Source organism: Streptomyces saintjeani (assembly GCF_055409605.1).
Map to the genome: position 1 here is coordinate 8001937 of NZ_CP189624.1, position 26360 is coordinate 8028296.

Below are 26360 nucleotides of genomic sequence, written 5' to 3' on the forward strand. Positions count from 1 at the left end.
TAGTTCCGGATCACAGTGAACTACGGGTGGGGGGTATCCGGCAACGCGGCACTGAACACCGTTGTCATGTGCTCTGACCTGCGTAAATGAACCGCAGGTCAGAGTCGGGGCGAGGGTTTCGCGGGTACGTGGACACAAGGGCCCGTGACGAAGGGACCACCGCTCGTCACCGCCCTGTCGGCACGGTTTGGCCGGAACCCCCTTGATCACCGATGATGATCTCGCCCGAGCCCGGTGTGGACGGTCTTGAGCACGGTTGAACGGGCAGTGAACGTAAGCCTTCGGGTATCCGATAGCCTCTGCCGTCATATCGCCCGCCCGGAGTCGGGGGCAGGGCGCGGAACATTCGTCGTACATGGCCGGGACGCGCCGGCTCTCAGGGAGTGAGTTCGGTTGTCGACCGCCATCCTCACCGGCACTCCGGTCCCCGGATCGTCGATCGAGGCGGATCTGAGGTCCCTGGGGTTCGAGGTCAGGGTTGTCGAGGGCGCCGAAGAGGCGGAACGGGCCATAGCCGAGTCCCCGTGCGAGGGCCGCGTCGCCCTGGTCGACGCCCGGTTCGTGGGGCATGTGCACGCGCTGCGGCTGGCCCTCACCGACCCCCGGTTCCCGCTGTCCGCCGTACCCGGCGCCGTCACCGCCCGCCCCGACGCCCGCGCCGCCCTGACGCGGGCCCTCGCGCGGGAGACCTCTGCGGGCGGCCGTACGGCGATAGCCGTCGACAGCGTCGCCGACCGTGTCGTCCAGGCCCTCGACGCGGAGGGCACCCCCCTGCACCGCCCCGCGCTGGGCAGCCTCGTGGCCGTCGTCCCGCAGGACCCGCAGGCTCGCAACGAGGCCCGGCAGGCGGTCGCCGCCGTCGACGACGAGGCCGTACGCCTCAAGTCCTCCGTGAAGTCCGGCGACGGCTTCTTCACGACCTTCTTCATCAGCCCCTACTCCCGCCACCTCGCCCGCTGGTGCGCGCGCCGGGGCCTGACCCCGAACCAGGTCACCACCGCCTCCCTGCTCACGGCCCTGGTCGCGGCGGGCTGCGCGGCGACCGGCACGCGCGGAGGGTTCGTCGCGGCCGGCATCCTGCTGATCGTGTCCTTCGTCCTGGACTGCACGGACGGCCAGCTGGCCCGCTACGCGCTCAAGTACTCGACCCTCGGCGCCTGGCTGGACGCGACCTTCGACCGGGCCAAGGAGTACGCGTACTACGCGGGCCTCGCCCTCGGAGCGGCGCGCGGCGGCGGCAGTGACGATGTATGGGCCCTGGCGCTCGCCGCGATGGTCCTCCAGAGCGTCCGCCACATGGTCGACTTCGCGTACCACGAGGCCGAGGACGACGTAGCGCCGCCCGCGACCGGCCCGGTCAAGAAGGTCGGCCTGTCGGTGTGGATACGCCGCATGATCATCCTGCCGATCGGCGAACGCTGGGCGATGATCGCGGTCCTGACGGCCGTCGCGACCCCCCGCATCACCTTCTACGCGCTGCTGATCGGCTGCGCCTTCGCCGCCGCGTACACCACGGCCGGCCGCGTCGCCCGCTCGGTCCGCCGCCGCACCCCGAACACGGACCGCTCCGCGCAGGCGCTGGCGGACATGGCGGACAACGGCGCGCTCGTCGCGGTCCTGCACCCCCTGAGCCGACGCATGGGCGTACGCGACCACGGCACCGTCTCCCGCGTCGGCACGGTCGTCGGCGTCACGGCACCCCTGCTGCTCGCCGCCGCCCTCACGGGATACGGCAGCCGCTGGCCCCTGATTTTCGCCGCGCTCTACGTCCTCGGCTCCGCGACCGCCACCGCCCTGCCCCTCAAGGGCAGCCTGGACTGGCTGGTCGTCCCCCTCTTCCGCACCGCCGAATACACCACCGTTCTGTTGCTCGCGGCCCAAGCCGACGTGAACGGAGCGCTTCCGGCGGCTTTCGGGCTGGTGGGTGCCGTCGCCTACCATCACTACGACACGGTGTACCGCATCCGCGGTGGCGCCGGAGCGCCGCCGGCCTGGCTGGTGCGCGCCATCGGGGGGCAGGAAGGACGGACGCTGCTCGTCTGCGTCCTCGCCGCCCTGCTCGACGGGAAGCCGTTCACGCTCGCGCTCACGGCGCTCGCCGTGGCCGTCGCCCTGCTGGTGCTCGTCGAGAGCATCCGCTTCTGGGTCGCCGCACACAAAGCCGGCGCCCCTGCCGTACACGACGAAGGAGAACCCGCATGATCGGCCTCGTGCTGGCGGCCGGCGCCGGCCGGAGACTGCGCCCCTACACCGACACCCTGCCCAAGGCACTGGTGCCGGTGGACGGCGAGACGACCGTCCTCGACCTGACCCTCGGCAACTTCGCCGAGATCGGCCTCACCGAGGTCGCGATCATCGTCGGGTACCGCAAGGAGGCCGTGTACGAGCGCCAGGCGGCGCTGGAGGCCAAGTACGGCCTGAAGCTCACCCTCATCGACAACGACAAGGCCGAGGAGTGGAACAACGCCTACTCCCTGTGGTGCGGCCGTGACGCCCTGCGCGACGGCGTGATCCTCGCCAACGGCGACACCGTCCACCCCGTGTCGGTCGAGCGGACGCTGCTGGCCGCGCGCGGCGACGGCAAGCGGATCATCCTCGCGCTGGACACCGTCAAGTCGCTGGCCGACGAGGAGATGAAGGTCGTCGCCGACCCCGAGAAGGGCGTCCGGAAGATCACCAAGCTGATGGACCCGCTCGATGCGACCGGCGAGTACATCGGCGTCACCCTCATCGAGGGCGAGGCCACCGACGCGCTGGCCGACGCGCTGAAGACCGTCTGGGAGACCGACCCCCAGCAGTTCTACGAGCACGGCTACCAGGAGCTGGTCAACCGCGGCTTCCAGATCGACGTGGCGCCCATCGGCGACGTCTCGTGGGTCGAGATCGACAACCACGACGACCTGGCCAAGGGGCGGGAGATCGCATGCCAGTACTGACCCGGCTGATCCCGTCGCCGGTCGTCGTGGACATCCGCCGGGGTGCCCTCGACGACCTGGCGTCGGTACTCGCCGACGAGCGCATCTCCCATTCGGGGAAGCTGGCGATCGCGGTGAGCCCCGGTTCCGGGGCGCGGCTGAAGGACCGTCTCAAGCCGATGCTCCCGGGCGCGAGCTGGTACGAGGTCGGAGGCGGCACCCTCGACGACGCGATCGAGCTCGCCGGTGCCATCAAGGCCGGCCACTACGACGCGGTCGTCGGACTCGGCGGCGGAAAGATCATCGACTGCGCGAAGTTCGCCGCCGCCCGGGTCGGGCTGCCGCTGGTGGCCGTCGCCACCAACCTGGCGCACGACGGCCTGTGTTCACCGGTCGCGACTCTCGACAACGACGCGGGCCGCGGTTCCTACGGCGTGCCGACCCCGATCGCCGTCGTGATCGACCTGGACCTGGTCCGCGACGCCCCCGTCCGCTTCGTGCGCTCCGGCATCGGCGACGCCATCTCCAACATCTCGGCCGTCGCGGACTGGGAGCTGTCGAACCAGGTCAACGGCGAGAAGATCGACGGCCTCGCCGCGGCCATGGCCCGCCAGGCGGGCGAGGCGGTGCTGCGCCACCCCGGGGGCGTCGGCGACGACGGGTTCCTCCAGGTCCTCGCCGAGGCGCTGGTCCTCACCGGGATCGCGATGTCCGTCTCCGGCGACTCGCGGCCCTCCTCCGGCGCCTGCCACGAGATCAACCACGCCTTCGACCTGCTGTTCCCCAAGCGTGCCGCGGCCCACGGCGAGCAGTGCGGACTCGGTGCCGCGTTCGCCATGTACCTGCGGGGCGCGCACGAGGAGTCCGCGTACATGGCGGAGGTCCTGCGCCGCCACGGACTGCCGGTGCTGCCGGAGGAGATCGGCTTCAGCGTGGACGAGTTCGTCCAGGCCGTCGAGTTCGCCCCGCAGACCCGGCCGGGCCGCTACACGATCCTCGAACACCTCGACCTCAAGACCGACCAGATCAAGGACGTCTACGCCGACTATGTCAAGGCCATCGGTAGCTGAACTCCGGCCGGTAGTCCACCCCGCCGGGGTCAAGGACCGCCGCAGCGGCGAGCACTGGATGGGCCGCCTCTACATGCGCGAGGTGTCCCTCAGGATCGACCGCTACCTGGTCAACACCCGCGTCACACCGAACCAGTTGACGTACCTGATGACGGTCTGCGGCGTCCTGGCCGCACCCGCCCTGCTGGTACCCGGCATCACCGGTGCCGTGCTCGGCGTCGTCGCGGTCCAGCTCTACCTCCTGCTGGACTGCGTGGACGGCGAGATCGCGCGCTGGCGCAAGCAGTACTCGCTGGCCGGGGTCTATCTGGACCGTGTCGGCGCCTACCTGACCGACGCGGCCGTCCTCGTCGGTCTGGGCCTGCGTGCCGCCGACGTGTTCGGCACCGGGCGCATCGACTGGCTGTGGGCGTTCCTCGGGACGCTCGCCGCGCTCGGCGCGATCCTGATCAAGGCCGAGACGGACCTGGTCGGGGTGGCCCGGCACCAGAACGGGATGGCGCCGGTGAAGGAGTCGGCGTCCGAGCCGCGCTCCTCCGGGATGGCGCTGGCCCGCAAGGCCGCCGCCGCGCTCAAGTTCCACCGGCTGATCCTCGGCATCGAGGCGTCCTTGCTGATCCTGGTCCTCGCGGTCGCCGACCACTACCACGGCGACCTGTTCTGGACCCGCCTCGGCACCGCCGTCCTGGCCGGTATCGCGCTGCTCCAGACGCTGCTGCACCTGGTGTCGGTGCTGGTCTCCAGCAGGCTGAAGTGACCACCGCCGAGGCCGGCCCGAAGGTCGGCGCCGTCGTCATCACGATGGGCAACCGTCCCGAGGAACTGCGGGCGCTGCTCGACTCGGTCGCCAAGCAGGACGGCGACCCGGTCGAGGTGGTCGTGGTCGGCAACGGTTCGCCCGTCCCCGACGTACCCGAGGGCGTGCGCACGGTCGAGCTGCCGGAGAACCTCGGCATCCCGGGCGGGCGCAACGTCGGCATCGAGGCGTTCGGGCCGAGCGGGCGGGACGTCGACATACTGCTGTTCCTCGACGACGACGGCCTGCTGCCGGAGCACGACACCGCCGAGCTGTGCCGCAGGGCGTTCACGCAGGACGCGCGGCTCGGGATCGTCAGCTTCCGCATCGCCGATCCGCGGACGGGGGTGACGCAGCGCCGGCACGTGCCGAGGCTGCGGGCCTCCGACCCGATGCGCTCCTCGCGGGTCACGACGTTCCTCGGCGGCGCCAACGCCGTACGCACCCAGGTGTTCGCCGAGGTCGGCGGGTTGCCGGACGCGTTCTTCTACGCCCACGAGGAGACCGACCTCGCCTGGCGGGCGCTGGACGCGGGGTGGGGGATCGACTACCGGTCCGACATGGTGCTGTTCCACCCGACGACGGCGCCCTCGCGGCACGCGGTCTACCACCGGATGGTGGCCCGCAACCGCGTGTGGCTGGCCCGCCGCAACCTGCCCGCCGTCCTGGTCCCGGTCTACCTCGGGGTGTGGCTGGCGCTGACCCTGGTCCGCCGGCCCTCCATATCCGCGCTGAAGGCGTGGTTCGGCGGTTTCCGGGAAGGCTGGAGAACCGACTGCGGCCCACGCCGGCCGATGCGGTGGCGTACGGTGTGGCGGCTGACCCGACTGGGCCGTCCGCCGATCATCTGAAAAGCTCGTCCCCCAGGCCCGGTCGGCAACGGGAATCCGGCGACAGGGCCTACCAGGTCACCCCCGGCCGCGCGACGGCCCCCGCCTCGTGCCAGGCCCGCCCAGGCCGCGCATCCCGAGACGAAAGTTTCCGCTTGTGAGTGAGAGAACCCATGAAGGCGGCGTCATGACGAGTGAGCCCCCGTCACCGGACGACGGACTCACGCCGCTCCAGCTCGCCGAGAAGTACGGCCTCGCGGTCAGCGGCGCACGGCCGGGCCTGCGCGCCTACGTCCGCCAGCTGTGGGGGCGGCGCCACTTCATCCTGGCCTTCTCCTCGGCGAAGCTGGCCGCGCAGTACAGCCAGGCCAAGCTGGGCCAGCTGTGGCAGGTGGCGACGCCGCTGCTGAACGCGGTCGTGTACTTCCTGATCTTCGGGCTCATCCTGAACGCCGGGAAGGGCATGCCGAAGGACGTCTACATCCCGTTCCTCGTCACGGGCATCTTCGTCTTCACCTTCACGCAGAGCTCGGTCATGTCGGGCGTGCGGGCGATCTCCGGCAACCTCGGCCTGGTGCGCGCGCTGCACTTCCCGCGCGCGTCCCTGCCGATCTCCTTCGCGCTCCAGCAGCTCCAGCAGCTGCTGTGGTCGATGCTGGTGCTGTTCCTGGTCGTGATGGCGTTCGGCAGCTACCCCGACCTGTCCTGGGCGCTGATCGTGCCGGTGCTGGCGCTCCAGTTCCTCTTCAACACCGGCCTCGCCCTGATCTTCGCCCGCGCGGGCGCCAAGACCCCCGACCTCGCGCAGCTCATGCCGTTCGTGCTGCGGACGTGGATGTACGCGTCCGGCGTCATGTTCTCCATCCCGGTGTACCTCGCGGAGCGGCCCGGCTGGGTCTCCACGGTGCTCCAGTGGAACCCGACGGCCGTCTACATGGACCTGATGCGTTTCGCCCTGATCGAGGACTACGGCTCGTCCAACCTCCCCGACCACGTCTGGATGGTCGCGGGCGGCTGGGCCGTCCTGTTCGCCGTCGGCGGCTTCGTGTACTTCTGGCAGGCGGAGGAGAGGTACGGCCGTGGCTGAGCAGAACCCCAGGGTGCCCACCGTCATCGCGCAGGACGTGCACATCGTCTACCGCGTCAACGGCGCCAAGGGCGGCAAGGGCAGCGCGACCGCAGCGCTGAGCCGGATCGTCAGGCGCGGGAAGACCGGCGAGGAGCGCGGTGTCCGCAAGGTCCACGCGGTACGGGGGGTGTCGTTCACCGCGTACCGGGGCGAGGCGATCGGGCTGATCGGCACCAACGGCTCCGGCAAGTCGACGCTGCTGCGGGCGATCGCCGGGCTGCTGCCGCCGGAGAGCGGCAAGGTGTACACCGACGGGCAGCCCTCGCTGCTCGGCGTGAACGCGGCCCTGATGAACGACCTGACCGGCGAGCGCAACGTCGTCCTCGGCGGGCTGGCCATGGGCATGTCCCGGGAGCAGGTCAAGGAGCGCTACCAGGAGATCGTCGACTTCTCGGGGATCAACGAGAAGGGCGACTTCATCTCGCTGCCGATGCGCACCTATTCCTCCGGGATGGCGGCGCGGCTGCGCTTCTCCATCGCCGCCGCCAAGGACCACGACGTCCTGATGATCGACGAGGCCCTCGCGACCGGCGACCGCAAGTTCCAGGTGCGCTCCGAGGAACGCATCCGGGAGCTGCGCAAGCAGGCGGGCACAGTGTTCCTCGTCAGCCACAGCAACAAGTCGATCCGCGACACCTGCGACCGGGTCCTGTGGCTGGAGCGCGGCGAGCTGCGGATGGACGGTCCGACGGACGCGGTGATCAAGGAGTACGAGAAGTTCACGGGCAAATAGCCCGCCGGACACCGGGGCCCCGTCGGAACCTTCCGGCGGGGCCTCGCGTCTGCAAAAGAAATGTCAACTCGGCGGGCCCCAAGGAATCTTGACGGCAATCGGTGTGTTGTTGTGATCTGCGGGAGACCCCGACGAACCACCGTGCGCTGTACAACGTAAGCTGTAGCGGTCTCGAATCGCGGCAAGTGGGGCGATAACGTGCGCGGACGACTTCAGCTGGGACACCGCCGCGCGGGGGTCCGGGCGGCGTGTCCGAAATAGTGTGTATTGGGTCGGCAGTGTAGAACGGGAGATGTGACGGCAATGGCTACGGAGACCCCCAGGACCGACGCACAGCGTGCCGTCTTGGGCGGCGGCCGATGACCGACACCACCCTCGCGCACGACGCCCGCGGCACGCGCGGCACGCTCGACAAGGCCGCCGACGAGAACTTCCCCGTCGCCCCCTTCTTCCTCCCCCGCGCCTGGCGCGACGACCTCATGGCCGTCTACGGCTTCGCGCGCCTCGTCGACGACATCGGCGACGGCGACCTCGCCCCCGGCGGCGCGGACGCCCGCCTCCTCGGCGTCCCCGCGTCGCAGGCCGACGACCGCGTGGCCATGCTCGACGCCTTCGAGGCCGACCTGCGCCGCGTCTTCGACGGCACACCCCGCCACCCCCTCCTGCTGAACCTCCAGCCCACGGTCCGCCGCCGCGACCTCACCCCCGGGCCCTTCCTGGGCCTGATCGCCGCCAACCGCCAGGACCAGCTGGTCAGCCGCTACGCGACGTACGACGACCTCCTCGCCTACTGCGAGCTGTCCGCCAACCCGGTGGGCCGCCTGGTCCTGGCCGTCACCGGCACCGCGACCCCCGAACGGATCCGCCGCTCCGACGCGATCTGCACCGCCCTCCAGATCGTCGAACACCTCCAGGACGTCGCCGAGGACCTCGGCCGCGACCGCATCTACCTGCCCGCCGAGGACATGGACCGCTTCCGTGTCACCGAGACCGACCTCGCGCAGGCGCACGCCGGCGCGTCCCTGCGCGCACTGGTCGCGTTCGAGACGGAACGCGCCTGTCAACTCCTGAATGAAGGCGCCCCCCTTGTGGGTAGCGTCACCGGCAGGCTCAGACTGCTGCTCGCGGGGTTCGTGGCGGGGGGACGGGCGGCGGCGCACGCGATCTCCGCCGTCCGGTACGACGTACTTCCCGGCCCGCCGAGGCCCGGCAAGCTCAGGCTGCTGCGCGAGGTGGGCGTGACCCTGCGAGGAGAGGGGTGATCCGGTCCGTGGAACCGTCACCGAACGTGTCCGCGCCGGTACTCGCCGCCTACAGCTACTGCGAGGCCGTCACCGGCACACAGGCCCGCAACTTCGCTTACGGCATCCGGCTGCTGCCCACATCCAAGAGACGCGCGATGTCCGCGCTGTACGCGTTCTCCCGACGCGTCGACGACATCGGTGACGGCGACCTGAAACCCGAGGTGAAACGCACCCGGCTCGACGAGACCCGCGCCCTGCTCGCGCGGGTGCGCGTGGGCGACGTCGCCGAGGACGACACCGACCCCGTCGCGGTCGCCCTCGCCCACACCTCCCGCGTCTACCCGGTCCCGCTCGGCGGACTCGACGAGCTGATCGACGGCGTCGAGATGGACCTGCGCGGCGAGACCTACGAGACCTGGGACGACCTCAAGACGTACTGCAAGTGCGTCGCCGGAGCCATCGGCCGGCTCTCCATCGGCGTCTTCGGCACCCGCCCCGGCGCGCGCGGCGTCGAGCGGGCCCCCGAGTACGCCGACACCCTCGGCCTCGCCCTCCAGCTCACCAACATCCTGCGCGACGTCCGCGAGGACGCCGAGGGCGGCCGTACCTACCTCCCCGCCGACGACCTCGCCAAGTTCGGCTGCGCGGCCGGCTTCGCCGCCCCATCGCCCCCGCCGGGCTCCGACTTCGCGGGCCTCATCCACTTCGAGGTACGGCGCGCCCGCGCGCTGTTCGCCGAGGGCTACCGCCTGCTGCCGATGCTGGACCGGCGCAGCGGCGCCTGCGTGGCCGCGATGGCCGGGATCTACCGGCGCCTGCTCGACCGCATCGAACGCGACCCCGAGGCCGTCCTGCGCGGCCGGGTCTCGCTGCCCGGCCGGGAGAAGGCGTACGTCGCCGCGCGCGGCCTGTCCGGACTCGACGCCCGGCACGTCTCCCGGCAGACCGTCAGGAGGCACCCCTGATGGGCGCACACGCCCCACAGGTACCCCGGGCAACCTCACGCCCCGGCGCGGCGTCCCTGTCTGCGACAGCCCCCGGTGCACAGTTCATCCACCACCGCGGGGGACCGGGAAAGGGCGCACGATGACCGACGAGAGCACCGGCCGCTCCGCCGTCGTCGTCGGCGGCGGCCTCGCCGGGGTCACCGCGGCGCTCGGCCTCGCGGACGCGGGCGTGCAGGTCACCCTCCTCGAAGGCCGGCCACGCCTCGGCGGCCTCGCGTTCTCCTTCCAGCGCGGCGAGTTGAGCGTCGACAACGGCCAGCACGTCTACCTGCGCTGCTGCACGGCCTACCGCTGGTTCCTGGAGCGCATCGGCGGCGCCGGACTCGCCCCGCTCCAGCCCCGGCTGGACGTACCGGTCGTCGACGTCGCCAGACCCGAGGGACGGCGGCTGGGCCGGCTCAGGCGGGACGCCCTGCCGGTGCCGCTGCATCTCGGGCGCAGCCTCGCCACGTACCCGCATCTCTCGCTCGCCGAGCGCGCCAAGGTGGGCCGTGCCGCGCTCGCGCTGAAGGGGCTCGACCTCGCCGATCCGGCGCTGGACGACCAGGACTTCGGCGGCTGGCTGGCCGCGCACGGCCAGTCCGCGCGGACCGTCGAGGCCCTGTGGGACCTGGTCGGGGTCGCCACCCTCAACGCGGTCGCCGCAGACGCCTCGCTGGGGCTCGCCGCGATGGTGTTCAAGACCGGTCTGCTGTCCGACCCGGGCGCCGCCGACATCGGCTGGGCCCATGTGCCGCTGGGCGAACTGCACGACCGGCTGGCCCGCAAGGCGCTCGACTCCGCGGGCGTGAACATCGAGGTCCGAACACGCGTCACCTCCATCTCCCGCCGGGACAACGGCCGGTGGACCGTGGAAGTTCCCGGCCGCGCCCTCGAGACCGACGCGGTCGTCCTCGCCGTACCCCAGCGCGAGGCGTACGACCTCCTGCCGGACGGCGCGCTCGACGCCCCCGAGCGGCTGCTGGAGATCGGCACCGCGCCGATCCTGAACGTGCACGTGATCTACGACCGGCCGGTCATGAACGTCCCCTTCCTCGCGGCCCTCGGCACCCCCGTGCAGTGGGTCTTCGACCGCACCGCCGCCTCCGGGCTCACCGGCGGCCAGTACCTGGCGCTGTCCCAGTCGGCCGTGCGGGACGAGATCGACGCGCCCGTGGCTTCGCTCCGCGAGCGCTACCTCCCCGAGCTGGAGAAGCTGCTGCCGAAGGCGCGCGGCGCCGCCGTACGCGACTTCTTCGTCACCCGCGAGAAGACCGCGACCTTCGCCCCCGCCCCCGGCGTCGGGCGGCTGCGTCCCGGCGCCCGCACGAAAGCCCCCGGCCTCTACCTGGCCGGCGCGTGGACCGCCACCGGGTGGCCCGCGACCATGGAGAGCGCGGTCCGCAGCGGTACGAACGCGGCGGACGCCGCGCTCGGCGCGCTCGGCCGGCCACGCCCCTCCCGGCTCTTCGCATCAGAGGAGGCCGCCTGATGCTCCACCAGCACAGCACGGCAGGTTCCCGCACCTCCGGTACCGCGGCCCCCGATCACGCCGCGCACGCCGCGCACACCGCGACAAGAGGAGAAACTGTGCCCACTGTGCCCCCGGCCTCGCCGGCCGCCGCTCGAAGGACCGCGGTGGACGTGGCCGCGCTCCTGGAGCGCGGACGCACCCTGGCCAGCCCGGTGCTGCGGGCCGCCGCGAGCCGGCTCGCACCCCCCATGGACACGGTCGCGGCCTACCACTTCGGCTGGATCGACGCCCTGGGCAACCCCACCGAGGGCGACGGCGGCAAGGCCGTCCGCCCCGCGCTCGCCGTGCTCTCCGCCGAGGTCACCGGCGCCGACCCGGCCGTCGGCGTACCCGGCGCGGTCGCCGTCGAGCTGGTGCACAACTTCTCCCTCCTGCACGACGACCTGATGGACGGCGACGAGCAGCGCCGCCACCGCGACACCGTCTGGAAGGTGCACGGCCCCGCCCAGGCGATCCTCGTCGGCGACGCCCTGTTCGCGCTCGCCTACGAGGTCCTCCTGGAGTCCGGCACCGCCGGCGCCGGCCGCGCCGCACGCCGGCTCACCGCCGCCACCCGCGCCCTCATCGACGGGCAGGCCCAGGACATCTCCTACGAGCACCGCGACCGCGTCAGCGTCGAGGAGTGCCTGGAGATGGAGGGCAACAAGACCGGCGCCCTCCTCGCCTGCGCCTCCTCCGTCGGGGCCGTCCTCGGCGGGGCGGGCGAGAAGGACGCCGACACCCTGGAGAAGTACGGCTACCACCTGGGCCTCGCCTTCCAGGCCGTCGACGACCTCCTCGGCATCTGGGGCGACCCCGACGCGACCGGCAAGCAGACCTGGTCCGACCTGCGCCAGCGCAAGAAGTCCCTGCCCGTCGTCGCCGCGCTCGCGGCCGGCGGCAGCGCCTCCGAGCGGCTCGGCGACCTGCTCGCCGCCGACGCGAAGAGCACCGACTTCGCGAACTTCTCCGAGGAGGAGTTCGCGGCCCGCGCCGCCCTCATCGAGGAGGCGGGCGGCCGGGAGTGGACGGCCGCGGAAGCGCGCCGCCAGCACACCATCGCCATCGAAGCCCTCGGCGACGTGGACATGCCCGAGCAGGTACGGGAGAAGTTCACGGCGCTCGCCGACTTCGTCGTCGTACGAAAGAGATGATCACTATCGGTCGAATAGCCCTCGCGTAGTCGCCGGCCGGTGCCGCGAGGAGAACGGAAGCACCGGCCGACGGCGGACCCACAGCAGCACGACTTCGCACGACTGCACTGATAGGGGAAGCCATGACAGCGACGACCGACGGAAGCACCGGTGCGGCACTCCCGCACCGCGCTGCCTCGGCCAGCGACACCGACATCACGATCCCCGTGGCGGCCGGGGTACAAGAAGCCGCCGAGCGCGCGATGCGCCGCGCCACCGACCACCTGCTCGCCCACCAGGACGCGCAGGGCTGGTGGAAGGGCGACCTGGAGACCAACGTCACCATGGACGCCGAGGACCTGCTCCTGCGGCAGTTCCTCGGCATCCGCGACGAGAAGACCACACAGGCATCCGCCCTCTTCGTCCGCGGCGAACAGCGCGAGGACGGCACCTGGGCCACCTTCTACGGCGGCCCCGCCGACCTCTCCGCCACCGTCGAGGCGTACGTCGCGCTGAGGCTCGCCGGGGACGACCCCGGGGCGCCGCACATGGCGAAGGCGTCCGCCTGGATCCGTGCGCAGGGCGGTATCGCCTCCGCCCGCGTCTTCACCCGGATCTGGCTCGCCCTGTTCGGCTGGTGGAAGTGGGAGGACCTGCCCGAACTCCCGCCGGAACTCATCTACTTCCCGCGCTGGTTCCCGCTGTCGATCTACAACTTCGGCTGCTGGGCCCGGCAGACCATCGTCCCGCTGACCGTGGTCTCCGCGAAGCGCCCGGTACGCCCGGCGCCCTTCCCGCTGGACGAGCTGCACACCGACCCCTCGGTGCCCAACCCGCCCAAGCCCCTCGCCCCGCTGGCGAGTTGGGACGGGCTCTTCCAGCGGCTCGACAAAGTCGTGCGCGGCTACCGGCCGTTCGCGGTGCGCAGGCTCAGGCGTTCCGCGCTGAACTCCGCCGCCCGCTGGATCGTCGAGCGGCAGGAGAACGACGGCTGCTGGGGCGGCATCCAGCCGCCCGCCGTGTACTCCGTCATCGCGCTGTACCTGCTCGGCTACGACCTCGAACACCCCGTCATGCGCGCCGGGCTTGAGTCGCTGGACCGGTACGCCGTGTGGCGCGAGGACGGCGCCCGGATGATCGAGGCGTGCCAGTCGCCGGTGTGGGACACGTGCCTGGCGACCATCGCGCTCGCCGACGCCGGAGTGCCCGCCGATCACCCGCAGTTGGTGAAGGCCGCCGACTGGATGCTCGGCGAGCAGATCGTGCGGCCCGGCGACTGGTCCGTGTCGCGGCCCGGACTGCCGCCGGGCGGCTGGGCGTTCGAGTTCCACAACGACAACTACCCCGACATCGACGACACCGCCGAGGTCGTCCTCGCGCTGCGCCGGGTCCGCCACCACGACCCCGAACGCGTGGAGAAGGCGATCGCGCGCGGGGTGCGGTGGAACCTCGGGATGCAGTCCCGGGACGGGGGGTGGGGCGCCTTCGACGTCGACAACACCAGCCCCTTCCCCAACCGGCTGCCGTTCTGCGACTTCGGCGAGGTCATCGACCCGCCGTCCGCCGACGTCACCGCGCACGTCGTCGAGATGCTCGCGGTCGAGGGCCTCTCCCACGACCCGCGCACCCGGCGCGGCATCGCCTGGCTGCTGGCCGAACAGGAGCCGGACGGCTCGTGGTTCGGGCGCTGGGGCGTCAACTACGTGTACGGCACCGGGTCGGTGGTCCCCGCGCTCGTCGCCGCCGGGCTGCCCGCCCAGCACCCCGCGATCCGGCGGGCCGTGACCTGGCTGGAGCACGTCCAGAACGAGGACGGCGGCTGGGGCGAGGACCTGCGCTCCTACCAGAAGTCCACGAAGTGGGCGGGCAGCGGCGACTCCACGGCGTCCCAGACCGGCTGGGCGCTGATGGCGCTGCTCGCGGCGGGCGAGCGCGACTCCCGCGCCGTCGAGCGGGGCATCGCCTGGCTCGCCGAGACCCAGCGCGAGGACGGCTCCTGGGACGAGCCGTACTTCACCGGTACCGGGTTCCCGTGGGACTTCTCGATCAACTACCACCTGTACCGGCAGGTGTTCCCGCTGACCGCGCTCGGGCGGTACGTCAACGGGGAGCCGGTGTTCGCGAGGACACCGGACCCGGCGCAGAGGGGGGCCGGTTCAGGCGGCCGGCCTTCCGCGGTCCGGGGTTCGAGGGAAGCGCCCTCCGCCGGGTCGCCCGAAGTCAAGGCGAGCTGATGGGGGCCCCGCCCGCCCCGGCCCCGCTGCTGATCGCCTGTGCGCTGGGGATCGAGCATGTCGCCCTGCGCCTGGGGGACCGCGGTGGGGCCGCCGGGCCCGTGACCGTCCTGCGCACCGGGATGGGGCCGAGGGCCGCCGAGCGGTCGGTCGGGCGGGTGCTCGGGGACCCGGTGCTGGCGGGGGCCGCCGTCCTCGCCACCGGGTTCTGTGCGGGGCTCGCTCCCGGGATGCACCCCGGTGACCTGGTGGTCGCCGAGGAGACCCGGGACCCGCGCGGGAGCGTCCCGTGCGTGGACACGGAACTGCTCGTCAAGGAACTCGCCCGCACCCTGCCGGGGTGCACCGTCCACACGGGCCCCCTCGTGGGGTCCGACCACGTCGTCCGGGGCCCGGAGCGTTCCGCGCTCAGGGCCACCGGCGCGATCGCCGTGGACATGGAGTCCGCCGCCACGCTCCTGAGCGCCGTGCGCGCGGGCACACGCCCCGTTGCGGCCGTCCGGGTGGTCGTGGACGCTCCAGAACATGAACTCGTCCGGATCGGCACGCTGCGCGGTGGAATATCGGCTTTCCGCGTCCTTCGTTCCGTCCTGCCTTCTTTCTTCGAATGGCACCGTAATGTGCTGCTCCCTCGGAGGTGAGCCAGATGGCCATGCCGCTGCGTCAGTCCATCAAAGTCGCCACATACCTGGTCGAACAGAAGCTCCGTAAGCGGGACAAGTTCCCGCTGATCGTGGAGCTGGAACCCCTGTTCGCCTGCAACCTGAAGTGCGAGGGCTGCGGAAAGATCCAGCACCCGGCCGGTGTCCTCAAACAGCGCATGCCCGTCGCACAGGCGGTCGGCGCGGTCCTGGAGTCCGGCGCGCCGATGGTGTCCATCGCGGGCGGCGAGCCCCTGATGCACCCTCAGATCGACGAGATCGTGCGCCAGTTGGTGGCCCGGAAGAAGTACGTCTTCCTCTGCACCAACGCCCTGCTGCTGCGCAAGAAGATCGAGAAGTTCACGCCGTCGCCGTACTTCGCGTTCACCGTGCACATCGACGGGCTGCGCGAGCGGCACGACGAGTCGGTGGCCAAGGAGGGGGTGTTCGACGAGGCCGTGGAGGCGATCAAGGAGGCCAAGCGGCGCGGCTTCCGCGTCACCACCAACTCGACGTTCTTCAACACCGACACCCCGCAGACCATCATCGAGGTCCTCAACTACCTCAACGACGACCTCAAGGTCGACGAGATGATGATCTCGCCCGCCTACGCCTACGAGAAGGCCCCCGACCAGGACCACTTCCTCGGCGTCGAGCAGACCCACGAACTGTTCCGCAAGGCGTTCTCCGGCGGCAGCCGGCGCCGCTGGCGGCTCAACCACTCCCCGCTCTTCCTGGACTTCCTGGAGGGCAAGGTCGACTTCCCCTGCACGGCGTGGGCGATCCCCAACTACTCCCTCTTCGGCTGGCAGCGCCCCTGCTACCTGATGGCCGACGGCTACGTCCCGACGTACCGCGAACTCATCGAGAAGACCGACTGGGACAAGTACGGCCGGGGCAAGGACCCCCGCTGCGACAACTGCATGGCCCACTGCGGCTACGAACCGACCGCGGTCCTCGCCACCATGGGCTCGCTGAAGGAGTCGCTGCGGGCCATGCGCGAGACCGTCGCCGGAAACCGCGAGTGACCTCCGTCCCTCTGGGCGTCCCCGAGGTACCGGCCCGTCCGATCGCCGCGCGACGCGTCTCGCGGCGGATCGACGTCGGGCCGGTACCGGTCGGGGGCGGGGCCCCCGTGTCGGTGCAGTCGATGACGACGACCCGTACGTCGGACATCGGCGCGACCCTCCAGCAGATCGCCGAACTCACCGCGTCCGGCTGCCAGATCGTCCGCGTCGCCTGTCCCACGCAGGACGACGCGGACGCGCTCGCGACCATCGCCCGCAAGTCGCGGATCCCGGTGATCGCGGACATCCACTTCCAGCCGAAGTACGTGTTCGCCGCGATCGAGGCGGGCTGCGCGGCGGTCCGCGTCAACCCCGGCAACATCAAGCAGTTCGACGACAAGGTCCGCGAGATCGCGCGGGCCGCCCGCGATCACGGGACGCCGATCCGGATCGGGGTCAACGCGGGTTCGCTGGACCGGCGGCTGCTCCAGAAGTACGGGAAGGCGACGCCGGAAGCGCTGGTGGAGAGCGCGCTGTGGGAGGCGTCGCTGTTCGAGGAGCACGGGTTCCGGGACATCAAGATCTCCGTCAAGCACAACGACCCCGTCGTCATGGTCGAGGCGTACCGGCAGTTGGCCGCGCAGTGCGACTATCCGCTGCACCTCGGGGTCACCGAGGCCGGGCCCGCGTTCCAGGGGACCGTCAAGTCGGCCGTCGCGTTCGGGGCGTTGCTGGCCCAGGGCATCGGCGACACGATCCGCGTCTCGCTGTCCGCGCCGCCCGCCGAGGAGGTCAAGGTCGGCATCCAGATCCTGGAGTCCCTGAACCTGCGGCAGCGGCGGCTGGAGATCGTGTCCTGCCCGTCCTGCGGGCGCGCCCAGGTCGACGTGTACAAGCTGGCCGACGAGGTCATGGCCGGACTCGACGGCATGGAGGTGCCGCTGAGGGTCGCCGTCATGGGGTGCGTCGTCAACGGCCCCGGCGAGGCGCGGGAGGCCGACCTCGGGGTCGCCTCCGGGAACGGCAAGGGGCAGATCTTCGTGAAGGGCGAGGTCGTCAGGACCGTACCCGAGTCGAAGATCGTCGAGACCCTGATCGAGGAGGCGACGAAGATCGCCGCCCAGCTGGAGAAGGACGGCGCCGGGGCGGGAGAACCGGCCGTCACCGTGAGCTGAGAACAGCACGGACCGAAGGGGGACCGAGCGTGACGATTCTGGAGAGCATCCGGCAGCCGCGAGACCTGAAGGCGCTGAACGAGCCGCAGCTGCGCCGACTGTCCGAAGAGATCAGGGAGTTCCTGGTGCACGCGGTCGCCAGGACCGGCGGCCACCTCGGACCCAACCTGGGCGTGGTGGAGCTGACGATCGCCCTGCACCGGGTGTTCGCCTCGCCCGTCGACCGCATCCTGTGGGACACCGGCCACCAGGCGTACGTCCACAAGCTTCTGACGGGCCGTCAGGACTTCTCCAAGCTGCGCGGCAAGGGCGGCCTCTCCGGCTACCCCTCCCGCGAGGAGTCCGAGCACGACGTCATCGAGAACAGCCACGCCTCCACCGCGCTCGGCTGGGCCGACGGCCTCGCCAAGGCGCGGGACGTGCAGGGCGAGAAGGGCCACGTCGTCGCCGTCATCGGGGACGGCGCGCTGACCGGCGGCATGGCCTGGGAGGCGCTCAACAACATCGCCGCCGCCAAGAACCGGCCCCTGATCATCGTCGTCAACGACAACGAGCGCTCCTACGCGCCCACCATCGGCGGCCTCGCCAACCACCTCGCGACCCTGCGCACCACCGACTCCTACGAACGCGTCCTCGCCTGGGGCAAGGACGTCCTCCAGCACACGCCGGTCGTCGGACGGACCGTGTACGAGGCGCTGCACGGCGCGAAGAAGGGGTTCAAGGACGCGTTCGCGCCGCAGGGGCTCTTCGAGGACCTCGGCCTGAAATACGTCGGCCCGATCGACGGGCACGACATCAAGGCCGTCGAGTCCGCGCTGCGCCGCGCGAAACGCTTCCACGGGCCCGTGCTGGTGCACTGCCTCACGGAGAAGGGACGCGGATACGAGCCCGCCCTCGCGCACGAGGAGGACCACTTCCACACCGTCGGCGTCATGGACCCGGAGACCTGCGAGCCGCTCGCACCCTCCAACGGGCCTTCCTGGACTTCGGTGTTCGGGGAGGAGATGGTCAGGATCGGGGAGGAGCGGGACGACGTCGTGGCGATCACCGCCGCGATGCTGCACCCCGTCGGGCTCGGCAGGTTCGCGCAGCGGTTCCCCGATCGGGTGTGGGACGTGGGGATCGCCGAGCAGCATGCGACGGTGAGCGCGGCGGGGCTGGCCACCGGGGGGCTGCATCCCGTCGTCGCCGTGTACGCGACCTTCCTCAACCGGGCTTTCGACCAGCTCCTCATGGACGTCGCCCTGCATCGGTGCGGGGTGACGTTCGTCCTCGACCGGGCCGGGGTGACCGGGGTCGACGGGGCGTCCCACAACGGGATGTGGGACATGTCGATCCTCCAGGTGGTGCCGGGGCTGCGGATCGCCGCGCCTCGGGACGCCGATCAACTCCGGGCGCAGTTGCGGGAGTCGGTGGCCGTGGACGACGCGCCTACGCTGATCCGGTTCCCCAAGGAGTCGGTGGGGCCCTCGATTCCGGCCGTCGAACGGGTCGGGGACATGGACGTGTTGCGGGCGGGGGCGGACGTACTCCTCGTCGCCGTCGGGGTGATGGCGCCGGTCTGTCTCCAGGCCGCCGAGCTGCTGGCGGCTCGGGGGATCGCGTGCACGGTCGTGGATCCGCGGTGGGTCAAGCCCGTCGACCCCGAGCTGCCCGCTCTTGCCGCACGGCATCGGCTCGTCGCCGTGGTGGAGGACAACTCCCGTTCGGGCGGGGTGGGGTCGGCGGTCGCGCTGGCCCTGGGGGATGCCGAAGTGGACGTTCCCGTACGGCGGTTCGGGATTCCGGAGCAGTTCCTCGCGCACGCGAAGCGGGGGGAGGTGCTGGCGGACATCGGGCTGACGCCGGTGGAGATCGCGGGGCGGATCGGGGCCAGCCTCGCGGTCAGGGAGGCGGGTGCCGGTGGGCGTGGGGAGTTCGCGGATCCCGCCGTCAAGGACGCCGACGGGCAACCCGGCGGCGCAGTCAAGGAGAAGGAATGAGCACGGAGTTCGACCTCGGCGCCCTCCTCGCCGCGCGCGGCGGCGAGCGCTACGAGCTGCACGGCAGGCACCTCAACCCCCAACTGCCGCGCATGCTGCACACCATCGGCTTCGACAAGGTGTACGACCGTGCCGAGGGCGCCCACTTCTGGGACGCCGACGGCAACGACTACCTCGACATGCTCGCCGGGTTCGGGGTCATGGCCCTCGGCCGCCACCACCCCGTCGTCCGCAAGGCGTTGCACGACGTCCTCGACCTCGACCTCGCCGACCTCACGCGCTTCGACTGCCAGCCGCTGCCCGGAATCCTCGCGGAGCGGCTCCTCGCGCACAGTCCGCACCTGGACCGCGTGTTCTTCGGCAACAGCGGCACCGAGGCGGTCGAGACGGCGCTGAAGTTCGCGCGGTACGCGACCGGCAAGCCGCGCGTCCTGTACTGCGAGCACGCCTTCCACGGCCTGACCACCGGCGCCCTCTCGGTCAACGGCGAGGACGGCTTCCGGGACGGGTTCGCGCCGCTGCTGCCCGACACGGCCGTCCCGCTCGGCGATCTCGACGCGCTGGCGCGGGAGTTGCGCAAGGGCGACGTCGCCGCGCTGATCGTCGAGCCGATCCAGGGCAAGGGCGTGCACGAGGCGCCGCCCGGGTATCTGCGGGGCGCGCAGGAGCTGTTGCGCAGGCACAAGGCGCTGCTCATCGCCGACGAGGTGCAGACCGGGCTCGGGCGGACCGGGGACTTCTACGCCTACCAGCACGAGGACGGGGTCGAGCCGGACCTCGTGTGTGTCGCCAAGGCACTGTCCGGCGGGTACGTGCCCGTGGGGGCGACGCTCGGGAAGGACTGGATCTTCAAGAAGGTCTACTCGTCGATGGACCGCGTCCTCGTGCACTCCGCGAGCTTCGGGTCCAACGCGCAGGCCATGGCCGTCGGGCTCGCCGTCCTCAGCGTGATGGAGAACGAGCAGACCGTCGCCCATGTCCGCCGGGTCGGGGAGCTGCTGAAGTCCCGGCTCGCGGCGCTGGTCGGGAAGTACGAGCTGCTCGCCGACGTGCGCGGGCGCGGGCTGATGATCGGCATCGAGTTCGGGAAGCCGTCCTCGCTGAAGCTGCGCAGCCGGTGGGCGATGCTCCAGGCCGCCCGCAAGGGGCTGTTCGCGCAGATGGTGGTCGTCCCGCTGCTCCAGCGCCACCGGATCCTCACGCAGGTCTCCGGGGACCACCTGGAGGTCATCAAGCTGATCCCGCCGCTCGTCGTGGACGAGGCGGACGTCGAGCGGTTCGTGGACGCGTTCACCGAGGTGATGGACGACGCGCACGGCGGGGGCGGGCTGATGTGGGACTTCGGGAAGACGCTGATCAAGCAGGCGGTGGCGAACCGGTGACCGAGCGGGTGTCGGCGGGTCGGTGACCGTGCGGGCGGCGGCGAGCCGCTGATCCGGGATTTTGCCTGTGAGGCAAGAAATTTGCCTCACAGGCAAGCTCGCGGCTGAATGGACGCATGAGCACTCCGGACGCCGAGCCGACCACGGCCCTCCCGGCGATGGCCCCGCACCTGCGGGCCCTGCGCCGCCGCGCCTCCCTCACGCTGGAGGCCGCCGCGCGGTCCGCCGGGCTCTCACCCGCCTACCTCTCCCGGCTGGAGACCGGTCAGCGCCAGCCCTCGCTGCCGATGCTGCTCGCGCTCGCCCGGGTCTACGGTACGACGGTCTCCGAACTCCTCGGCGAGACGTCCGCCGTACGGGACGCGGTCGTGCGCGCCGGGGACATGGAGCCCACCGAGGCGGGCGGCTGGACGTACGTCCAGGCCGGGGCCGCCGGGCGCGGGATGCAGGCCCTGCGGGTGCGGGTGCCGCACGGCGCACAGGGCGACATCGTGCGCGTGCACCCCGGCGAGGAGTGGCTGTACGTCCTCACGGGGCGCCTGCGCCTGACCCTCGGCGACTCCACGCACCTCCTCGACCCCGGGGACAGCGCGCACTTCGACTCGCTGACCCCGCACCGCATCGCCGCGCGCGACGCGTCCGGCGTCGACCTCCTGTTCGTCCACACCCTGCTACAGAGCCCCACGGCCACGCTGTGCCTGGGGCCCAACCCTGGAGACACACCATGAGCGACAACCGTGAGGAAGGCTTCCCGCGCGCGCTGTGGATCAGGCTGCTGATCTACGTCGTCGGCGGTCACATCCTGGCGCTGTTCATCTGGTTCCTGTTCGAGGCGGGCTCGCGGCAGTAGGCGGGGCCGGGGGCCGGGGCTGCGGGGGATCACTCCAGGAAGCGGTCCTTCAGGCGCGCCCGCAGCTCCGGCGTCACCCCGAGGCCCCGCTCCAGATACGCGTCCACCGACCCCCAGTGCTCGTCGATCGCGGCGAAGGCCGCCTGGAGGTACTCGACGCGGGCCTCGAACAGGGGGCTGAGGAGTTCGGTGACCTCGGGGTCGCGCGCGGGGGGCACGGAGCCGTCCGTCCGGCGCAGCTGGTAGCGGCGGTGGGTCGCGTTGGACTCCAGGTAGTCCGCGACGATCGCCTCGCGCTCGACGTCCAGCGCGAGGAGCGTCACCGCGATCGACAGGCCCGCGCGGTCCTTGCCGGCGGCGCAGTGCATCAGCGCGGGCGTGCTGTCGTCGGCGAGGGCGGCCAGCACCCGCGCGTGCTCGGGCGTGCGCCCCTTGATGATCGTCCGGTACGAGGCGATCATCCGCCCGGCCGCCTTGCCCCCGCCGAGAAGCTCGCGCAGCTGCTCGATCCTGCCGTCGCGGACCATCGCCCAGAACTCCGCGCCGTCCGCCGGGTCCGACAGCGGCAGGTTCACGTTCCGCGTGCCCGGCAGCTCGACGTCCGGGCCCTCCAGCTTCTGGTCCGCCGCGTTGCGGAAGTCGAAGACCGTGTGCAGCCCCAGCGAGGCCAGGAACGCGGCGTCCTCCTCGGTCGCGTGCGCCAGATGGCCGCTGCGGAACAGCACGCCCTGGCGCACCCGGCGCCCGTCGGTCGTCGGCAGGCCTCCGACGTCACGGAAGTTGCGCACACCTGCCAGCTCGGGTTCGGTCGAGGGGATCTGCTGCGTCACGGGGTCTCCCTCCCAGTCGGTCCCGGACCGGCGCGGCTCAGGAAAATGGCCGGTGGGACACGCTGTCGACGATACGACATGGGGGTGACACCCCATGAGTTGTCCACAGGCGTTGCAGGCGGCCCCGGGGACCCCCGATGATGTTGCTGTCTGGTCGTACGTGTTCGTATGTGTTTTAACTGATTTTCGATCGTGTGAGGGTCTGATGCTGGAAACCGCTGAGAACGGGCGTACGTGGCTCCTGTCGGGCCCCACGAGCAGTTACGCCCTCCACCTCACCGAGCGCGGCGAGCTGCTGCACCTCCACTGGGGACCGGCGATCGCCCTCGCCGACGCCGAGGCGCTGGCGGCCGTCCCGCTGCCGCACGGCTCGTCCTTCGAGTCCGCACTCGACGGCCGTGAGGAGTACCCCGTCGAGGGCGGCCCCCGCTTCACCCGCCCCGCGCTCTCCGTGCGCACGCCCGCGCGCCGGGGCACCGAGTGGACCTTCGACGCGTACGAGGCGGATGGCGACGAACTCCGGCTCGCGTTCCGCGACGGCGGACTGACCGTCGCGCTGCACTACCGGATGCGCGGGGACGTCGTCGAGCGCTGGGCCGTCCTCGGCAACGACGGCGGCGAACCCCTGGAGCTGCTGCGCGCCGACTCCGCGACCTGGACCCTCCCGCACCGCGAGGGCTGGCGCCTCTCCCAGCTCCACGGCCGCTGGGCGGCCGAGTCCCGCCTCACGCGCACACAGCTCACCTACGGCGAGAAGGTCATCGGCAGCCGCCGCGGCCACACCGGCCACCCGCACCTGCCCTGGGTCGCCCTCGACACCGACGCCACCGAGGAGACCGGCGAGGTCTTCACCACCGCCCTCGGCTGGTCCGGCTCCTGGCGGATCGCCGTCGCCCAGCTCCCCGACGCACGCGTACAGATCACCGGCGGCGCCGGACACGACGACTCGGGCCTGCTCCTCCTCGCCGACGGCGACTCCTTCACGACGCCCGTCTTCGCGGCCCTGTGGTCCGACGGCGGCTTCGGCGGCGCCAGCCGCGCCTGGCACGCCTACCAGCGCGAGCACGTGATCCCGGACGCCGGCCAGGACCGCCCGGTGCTGTTCAACTCCTGGGAGGCGACCACCTTCGACATCTCCGAGGAGCAGCAGCTCGTCCTCGCGCGCAAGGCCGCCGACATCGGGGTCGAGCTGTTCGTCGTCGACGACGGCTGGTTCGGCAAGCGCGTCAGCGACCGCGCGGGCCTCGGCGACTGGACGCCCAACCCCGACCGCTTCCCCCAGGGCCTCAAGCCCCTCGCCGACCAGGTGCACGGTCTCGGGATGCGGTTCGGCATCTGGGTCGAGCCCGAGATGGTCAACCCGGACAGCGACCTCTACCGCGCGCACCCCGACTGGGTGCAGTTCCAGGAGGGCCGCACGCGCAGCGAGTTCCGCAACCAGCTGATGCTGAACCTCGCGCGCGAGGACGTCCAGGAGTACCTCTGGGAGCAGCTCGACACCCTCCTGTCCAGCGCCCCCATCGACTACGTGAAGTGGGACTTCAACCGCTGCTTCACCGACGCCGGCTGGCCCGGCGACCCCTACCCGCAGCGCCTGTGGGTCGACCACGTGCGCGCGCTGTACCGGCTCCTGGACCGGCTGCGCGCCGCGCACCCCGGCGTCGCCTTCGAGTCCTGCTCGGGCGGCGGCGGCCGGATCGACCTCGGCATCCTCAGCCGCACCGACCAGGTGTGGACCTCCGACAACACCGACCCGCTGGACCGGCTCGCCATCCAGCACGGCTTCAGCCAGATCCACCCCGCGCGCGTGATGGCCGCCTGGGTCACCGACAGCCCCAACACCCAGCTCAACCACCGGGTCAGCTCGCTGAAGTTCCGGTTCGTCAGCTCCTTCGCCGGGGTGCTCGGCGTCGGCGGGGACCTCTCGGAGTGGACCGACGCGGAACTCGCCGAGGCGCGCGAGTGGGTGGAGCTCTACAAGAAGATCCGGCCCGTCGTCCAGCAGGGCGACCTGTACCGGCTGCGCGCCCCCGAGGGCGGTCTCAGCGCCGTGCAGTACGTGCGCGGTGACGACACCGTCGTCCTGGCCTGGCTCCAGGCCCAGCACTACGGGGAGACCGCACCGGCGGTGCGGCTGCGCGGACTTGACGCGACGGCGTCGTACGAATGCCTCGAAACCGGCGAGATCCACCGGGGCGCGGTGCTGGTGCATCACGGGCTGCGGACCGGGCTGAGCGGTGACCTCGATGCGGCGGTATTCCGGCTGCGCCGCATCTGAGGTTTCTGTCCGAATTGGGAAATCTGTGAATCGGTTGCGTGAGCAGGGTCATATTTCTGGCCCTGCGCTACGCGTCATGCGCACGTAATAGGCCGGATTTTCAAGGGGATTCAGGGGTTCGGAGGGTTTTCGCGCGGTGTGCGCGGACGGTCGAAACACACCGTGAATCGACAGGAAAGAGATTCATATACAACTTCTGCTTGTCCCCGTGCGTCCGCGTCGCCTACGTTCATCACCAATCCGGGCGGACGCCGAATCCTGCCGCAGTCCGGAGCCGAACACACCCACCAAGGAAACGGCAGGAGCGGGGGACCCACAGGCAGTTCCGCCTGGTCCGGTCTTCCGGAGCAGGCTTGGGGTTAAGCGGTGCCTCGGCACGGCCGGACATCTCCTGTCCGCACCCGACAGCTCACCTCGTAGGCGCAGGAGAGGAAATCCATGCCCGCCAGGGGTAAGCACCGCCGCCCGAAGCCGCCTCGTTTCTCCCGGTCGCTCGCCGTGGCCGGAACGGGTGGCGCGGCGCTCGCCATTCCGCTCATCGGGGCCACCGGGGCACACGCCCAGACGGCGTCCGCCGCGGGCACCACCACCGCCGCCTCCGTGGCGCCGGTCTCCGGGAAGACCGTCCAGGCCGTCCCGGTCGCACGCACGGCCTCGGCGACGACGTCGGCCACCACCCGCAGGACGACCACCTACACCGTCCGCTCCGGCGACTACCTCTCGAAGATCGCCGAGGAGCAGAACCTCACGGGCGGCTGGCAGCGGCTGTACGAGGACAACCGGGACGCCGTCGGCTCCGACCCGTCGCTGATCCACCCCGGGCTGCGGCTGTCGCTCGGCGCGAAGGCGGCGCGGGCGGAAAGCTCCTCCGGCTCCTCGTCGTCGAGTTCGTCGTCCGGCTCGTCCTCCTCCGACTCGCGGTCGTCGCAGCGGTCGTCGCAGAAGTCGCAGGGTTCCTCGGACTCCTCGGCTTCCTCGAAGGGCTCCTCCTCTTCCTCGAAGAGTTCCTCCTCGAAGGCCACCACCGAGAGCGCCTCGTCCTCCTCCGGCTTCACCCTCCCCGTCCGGGGCGCGATCATCGGCACCGGCTACCGCGTCGCCGGCAGCATGTGGTCCAGCGGCTACCACACGGGCGTCGACTTCGTCGTCCCGAGCGGTACGACCCTGCGGGCGGTCGGCGCCGGTACGGTCGTCGCGGCCGGCTGGGGCGGGGCGTACGGCAACCAGGTCGTCATCAAGCTCGCGGACGGCTACTACGCGCAGTACGCGCACCTCTCGGCGCTCAACGTCTCGGTCGGCCAGACCGTCAGCGCGGGCCAGCAGATCGGCTACTCCGGCGCCACGGGCAACGTGACCGGAGCGCACCTGCACTTCGAGATGCGCACGACCCCGGACTACGGCTCGGACATAGACCCGCTCGCGTACCTCCGCTCGCACGGGGTCTCCGTCTGACACCAGCGTCGCCCGACACGCCTCCGAAGGCCGGACCCCCGATCCCCGGGTCCGGCCTTCGGGGCGTTCACCAAGCATGACCCTGTCGGTTCTTGCGCGATCATGATCGTTCTGTTGCGGTCGTGTGGCATCCGTCGACAGCCGGGAAAGCGCGGGCACACAGTGATCTCCGTCCCCCGC

22 protein-coding genes and 1 riboswitch are annotated in these 26360 nt (G+C 71.3%); of the genes, 21 read left to right on the forward strand and 1 reads right to left on the reverse strand.

Annotated elements, in window-relative coordinates; all coding sequences use genetic code 11:
- Positions 1-393: 393 nt before the first annotated feature.
- The 19 genes from ACQCO7_RS36035 (at position 394) to ACQCO7_RS36125 (ending at position 21620) form a co-directional block, all read left to right on the forward strand.
- The gene (locus tag ACQCO7_RS36035) at positions 394-2202 is read left to right on the forward strand and encodes a DUF5941 domain-containing protein (protein ID WP_464075739.1); all 1809 of its coding nucleotides are present in this window, start codon (positions 394-396) and stop codon (positions 2200-2202) included.
- Positions 2199-2936, forward strand: coding sequence for a phosphocholine cytidylyltransferase family protein (locus ACQCO7_RS36040; RefSeq protein WP_464075740.1), 738 nt, complete (start codon positions 2199-2201; stop codon positions 2934-2936). The genes ACQCO7_RS36035 and ACQCO7_RS36040 overlap by 4 nt, the downstream gene beginning before the upstream one ends.
- Positions 2924-3985: an iron-containing alcohol dehydrogenase family protein gene (locus ACQCO7_RS36045; RefSeq protein WP_464075741.1), complete on the forward strand. Its 1062-nt coding sequence runs from the start codon at positions 2924-2926 to the stop codon at positions 3983-3985. The genes ACQCO7_RS36040 and ACQCO7_RS36045 overlap by 13 nt, the downstream gene beginning before the upstream one ends.
- Complete coding sequence (locus tag ACQCO7_RS36050; protein WP_464075742.1) at positions 3963-4742, forward strand: CDP-alcohol phosphatidyltransferase family protein; 780 nt, start codon at positions 3963-3965, stop codon at positions 4740-4742. The genes ACQCO7_RS36045 and ACQCO7_RS36050 overlap by 23 nt, the downstream gene beginning before the upstream one ends.
- Positions 4743-4786: 44 nt before the next feature.
- Entirely contained in the window at positions 4787-5632 is an 846-nt protein-coding gene (locus ACQCO7_RS36055; RefSeq protein WP_464077373.1) for a glycosyltransferase family 2 protein, read from the forward strand.
- A 136-nt stretch (positions 5633-5768) separates the two neighbouring features.
- Positions 5769-6698 carry an ABC transporter permease gene (locus ACQCO7_RS36060; protein ID WP_464075743.1) on the forward strand — a complete coding sequence of 310 codons (930 nt, stop codon included), beginning with the start codon at positions 5769-5771 and terminating at the stop codon, positions 6696-6698.
- Positions 6691-7473, forward strand: a complete 783-nt coding sequence (locus ACQCO7_RS36065) for an ABC transporter ATP-binding protein (RefSeq protein WP_464075744.1) — start codon at positions 6691-6693, stop codon at positions 7471-7473. Before ACQCO7_RS36060 ends, ACQCO7_RS36065 begins: the two co-directional genes overlap by 8 nt.
- Positions 7474-7832: 359 nt before the next feature.
- The gene (gene hpnC, locus ACQCO7_RS36070) at positions 7833-8735 is read left to right on the forward strand and encodes a squalene synthase HpnC (protein WP_464075745.1); all 903 of its coding nucleotides are present in this window, start codon (positions 7833-7835) and stop codon (positions 8733-8735) included.
- Complete coding sequence (gene hpnD / locus ACQCO7_RS36075) at positions 8732-9682, forward strand: presqualene diphosphate synthase HpnD (RefSeq protein WP_464075746.1); 951 nt, start codon at positions 8732-8734, stop codon at positions 9680-9682. Before hpnC ends, hpnD begins: the two co-directional genes overlap by 4 nt.
- A gap of 121 nt (positions 9683-9803) precedes the next feature.
- Positions 9804-11195, forward strand: coding sequence for a hydroxysqualene dehydroxylase HpnE (hpnE, locus tag ACQCO7_RS36080; RefSeq protein ID WP_464075747.1), 1392 nt, complete (start codon positions 9804-9806; stop codon positions 11193-11195).
- A gap of 107 nt (positions 11196-11302) precedes the next feature.
- The gene (locus tag ACQCO7_RS36085) at positions 11303-12370 is read left to right on the forward strand and encodes a polyprenyl synthetase family protein (protein WP_464077374.1); all 1068 of its coding nucleotides are present in this window, start codon (positions 11303-11305) and stop codon (positions 12368-12370) included.
- Between the two features lie 122 nt (positions 12371-12492).
- Complete coding sequence (shc, locus tag ACQCO7_RS36090; protein WP_464075748.1) at positions 12493-14583, forward strand: squalene--hopene cyclase; 2091 nt, start codon at positions 12493-12495, stop codon at positions 14581-14583.
- Positions 14583-15224, forward strand: a complete 642-nt coding sequence (locus ACQCO7_RS36095; protein WP_464075749.1) for a phosphorylase family protein — start codon at positions 14583-14585, stop codon at positions 15222-15224. The genes shc and ACQCO7_RS36095 overlap by 1 nt, the downstream gene beginning before the upstream one ends.
- 5 nt (positions 15225-15229) lie before the next feature.
- Positions 15230-16252, forward strand: coding sequence for an adenosyl-hopene transferase HpnH (hpnH, locus tag ACQCO7_RS36100; protein ID WP_010356626.1), 1023 nt, complete (start codon positions 15230-15232; stop codon positions 16250-16252).
- Positions 16249-17406 (forward strand): flavodoxin-dependent (E)-4-hydroxy-3-methylbut-2-enyl-diphosphate synthase, encoded by a 1158-nt coding sequence (ispG, locus tag ACQCO7_RS36105; protein ID WP_464075750.1) that lies wholly within the window; start codon positions 16249-16251, stop codon positions 17404-17406. Before hpnH ends, ispG begins: the two co-directional genes overlap by 4 nt.
- A 29-nt stretch (positions 17407-17435) precedes the next feature.
- Positions 17436-19388 (forward strand): 1-deoxy-D-xylulose-5-phosphate synthase, encoded by a 1953-nt coding sequence (gene dxs, locus ACQCO7_RS36110; protein WP_464075751.1) that lies wholly within the window; start codon positions 17436-17438, stop codon positions 19386-19388.
- Positions 19385-20770: an aspartate aminotransferase family protein gene (locus tag ACQCO7_RS36115; protein ID WP_464075752.1), complete on the forward strand. Its 1386-nt coding sequence runs from the start codon at positions 19385-19387 to the stop codon at positions 20768-20770. The genes dxs and ACQCO7_RS36115 overlap by 4 nt, the downstream gene beginning before the upstream one ends.
- A gap of 116 nt (positions 20771-20886) precedes the next feature.
- A complete protein-coding gene (locus ACQCO7_RS36120; protein ID WP_464075753.1) occupies positions 20887-21498 on the forward strand; it encodes a helix-turn-helix domain-containing protein in 612 nt (203 codons plus the stop codon).
- A complete protein-coding gene (locus tag ACQCO7_RS36125) occupies positions 21495-21620 on the forward strand; it encodes a DUF6126 family protein (RefSeq protein ID WP_409118904.1) in 126 nt (41 codons plus the stop codon). Before ACQCO7_RS36120 ends, ACQCO7_RS36125 begins: the two co-directional genes overlap by 4 nt.
- A 29-nt stretch (positions 21621-21649) precedes the next feature.
- Here ACQCO7_RS36125 and ACQCO7_RS36130 read toward each other — a convergent pair whose 3' ends face one another.
- The gene (locus tag ACQCO7_RS36130) at positions 21650-22450 is read right to left on the reverse strand and encodes a tyrosine-protein phosphatase (RefSeq protein ID WP_464075754.1); all 801 of its coding nucleotides are present in this window, start codon (positions 22448-22450) and stop codon (positions 21650-21652) included.
- Between the two features lie 205 nt (positions 22451-22655).
- Between ACQCO7_RS36130 and ACQCO7_RS36135 the strand changes: the two genes are divergently transcribed.
- Both ACQCO7_RS36135 and ACQCO7_RS36140 read left to right on the forward strand, forming a co-directional pair.
- Entirely contained in the window at positions 22656-24728 is a 2073-nt protein-coding gene (locus tag ACQCO7_RS36135; protein ID WP_464075755.1) for an alpha-galactosidase, read from the forward strand.
- Between the two features lie 275 nt (positions 24729-25003).
- Positions 25004-25166, forward strand: a riboswitch (cyclic di-AMP (ydaO/yuaA leader).
- A complete protein-coding gene (locus tag ACQCO7_RS36140; RefSeq protein WP_464075756.1) occupies positions 25167-26180 on the forward strand; it encodes a peptidoglycan DD-metalloendopeptidase family protein in 1014 nt (337 codons plus the stop codon).
- The last annotated feature ends 180 nt before the right edge of the window (positions 26181-26360 follow it).

Excerpts from the sequence above, each read along its gene's own strand:
- ACQCO7_RS36040 (WP_464075740.1), top strand. The coding sequence starts at position 2,199 with ATGATCGGCCTCGTGCTGGCGGCCGGCGCCGGCCGGAGACTGCGCCCC.
- ACQCO7_RS36045 (WP_464075741.1), top strand. The coding sequence starts at position 2,924 with ATGCCAGTACTGACCCGGCTGATCCCGTCGCCGGTCGTCGTGGACATC.
- ACQCO7_RS36050 (WP_464075742.1), top strand. The coding sequence starts at position 3,963 with ATGTCAAGGCCATCGGTAGCTGAACTCCGGCCGGTAGTCCACCCCGCC.
- ACQCO7_RS36055 (WP_464077373.1), top strand. The coding sequence starts at position 4,787 with ATGGGCAACCGTCCCGAGGAACTGCGGGCGCTGCTCGACTCGGTCGCC.
- hpnC (WP_464075745.1), top strand. The coding sequence starts at position 7,833 with ATGACCGACACCACCCTCGCGCACGACGCCCGCGGCACGCGCGGCACG.
- hpnE (WP_464075747.1), top strand. The coding sequence starts at position 9,804 with ATGACCGACGAGAGCACCGGCCGCTCCGCCGTCGTCGTCGGCGGCGGC.
- shc (WP_464075748.1), top strand. The coding sequence starts at position 12,493 with ATGACAGCGACGACCGACGGAAGCACCGGTGCGGCACTCCCGCACCGC.
- ACQCO7_RS36095 (WP_464075749.1), top strand. The coding sequence starts at position 14,583 with ATGGGGGCCCCGCCCGCCCCGGCCCCGCTGCTGATCGCCTGTGCGCTG.
- hpnH (WP_010356626.1), top strand. The coding sequence starts at position 15,230 with ATGGCCATGCCGCTGCGTCAGTCCATCAAAGTCGCCACATACCTGGTC.
- ACQCO7_RS36115 (WP_464075752.1), top strand. The coding sequence starts at position 19,385 with ATGAGCACGGAGTTCGACCTCGGCGCCCTCCTCGCCGCGCGCGGCGGC.
- ACQCO7_RS36120 (WP_464075753.1), top strand. The coding sequence starts at position 20,887 with ATGAGCACTCCGGACGCCGAGCCGACCACGGCCCTCCCGGCGATGGCC.
- ACQCO7_RS36125 (WP_409118904.1), top strand. The coding sequence starts at position 21,495 with ATGAGCGACAACCGTGAGGAAGGCTTCCCGCGCGCGCTGTGGATCAGG.
- ACQCO7_RS36135 (WP_464075755.1), top strand. The coding sequence starts at position 22,656 with ATGCTGGAAACCGCTGAGAACGGGCGTACGTGGCTCCTGTCGGGCCCC.
- ACQCO7_RS36140 (WP_464075756.1), top strand. The coding sequence starts at position 25,167 with ATGCCCGCCAGGGGTAAGCACCGCCGCCCGAAGCCGCCTCGTTTCTCC.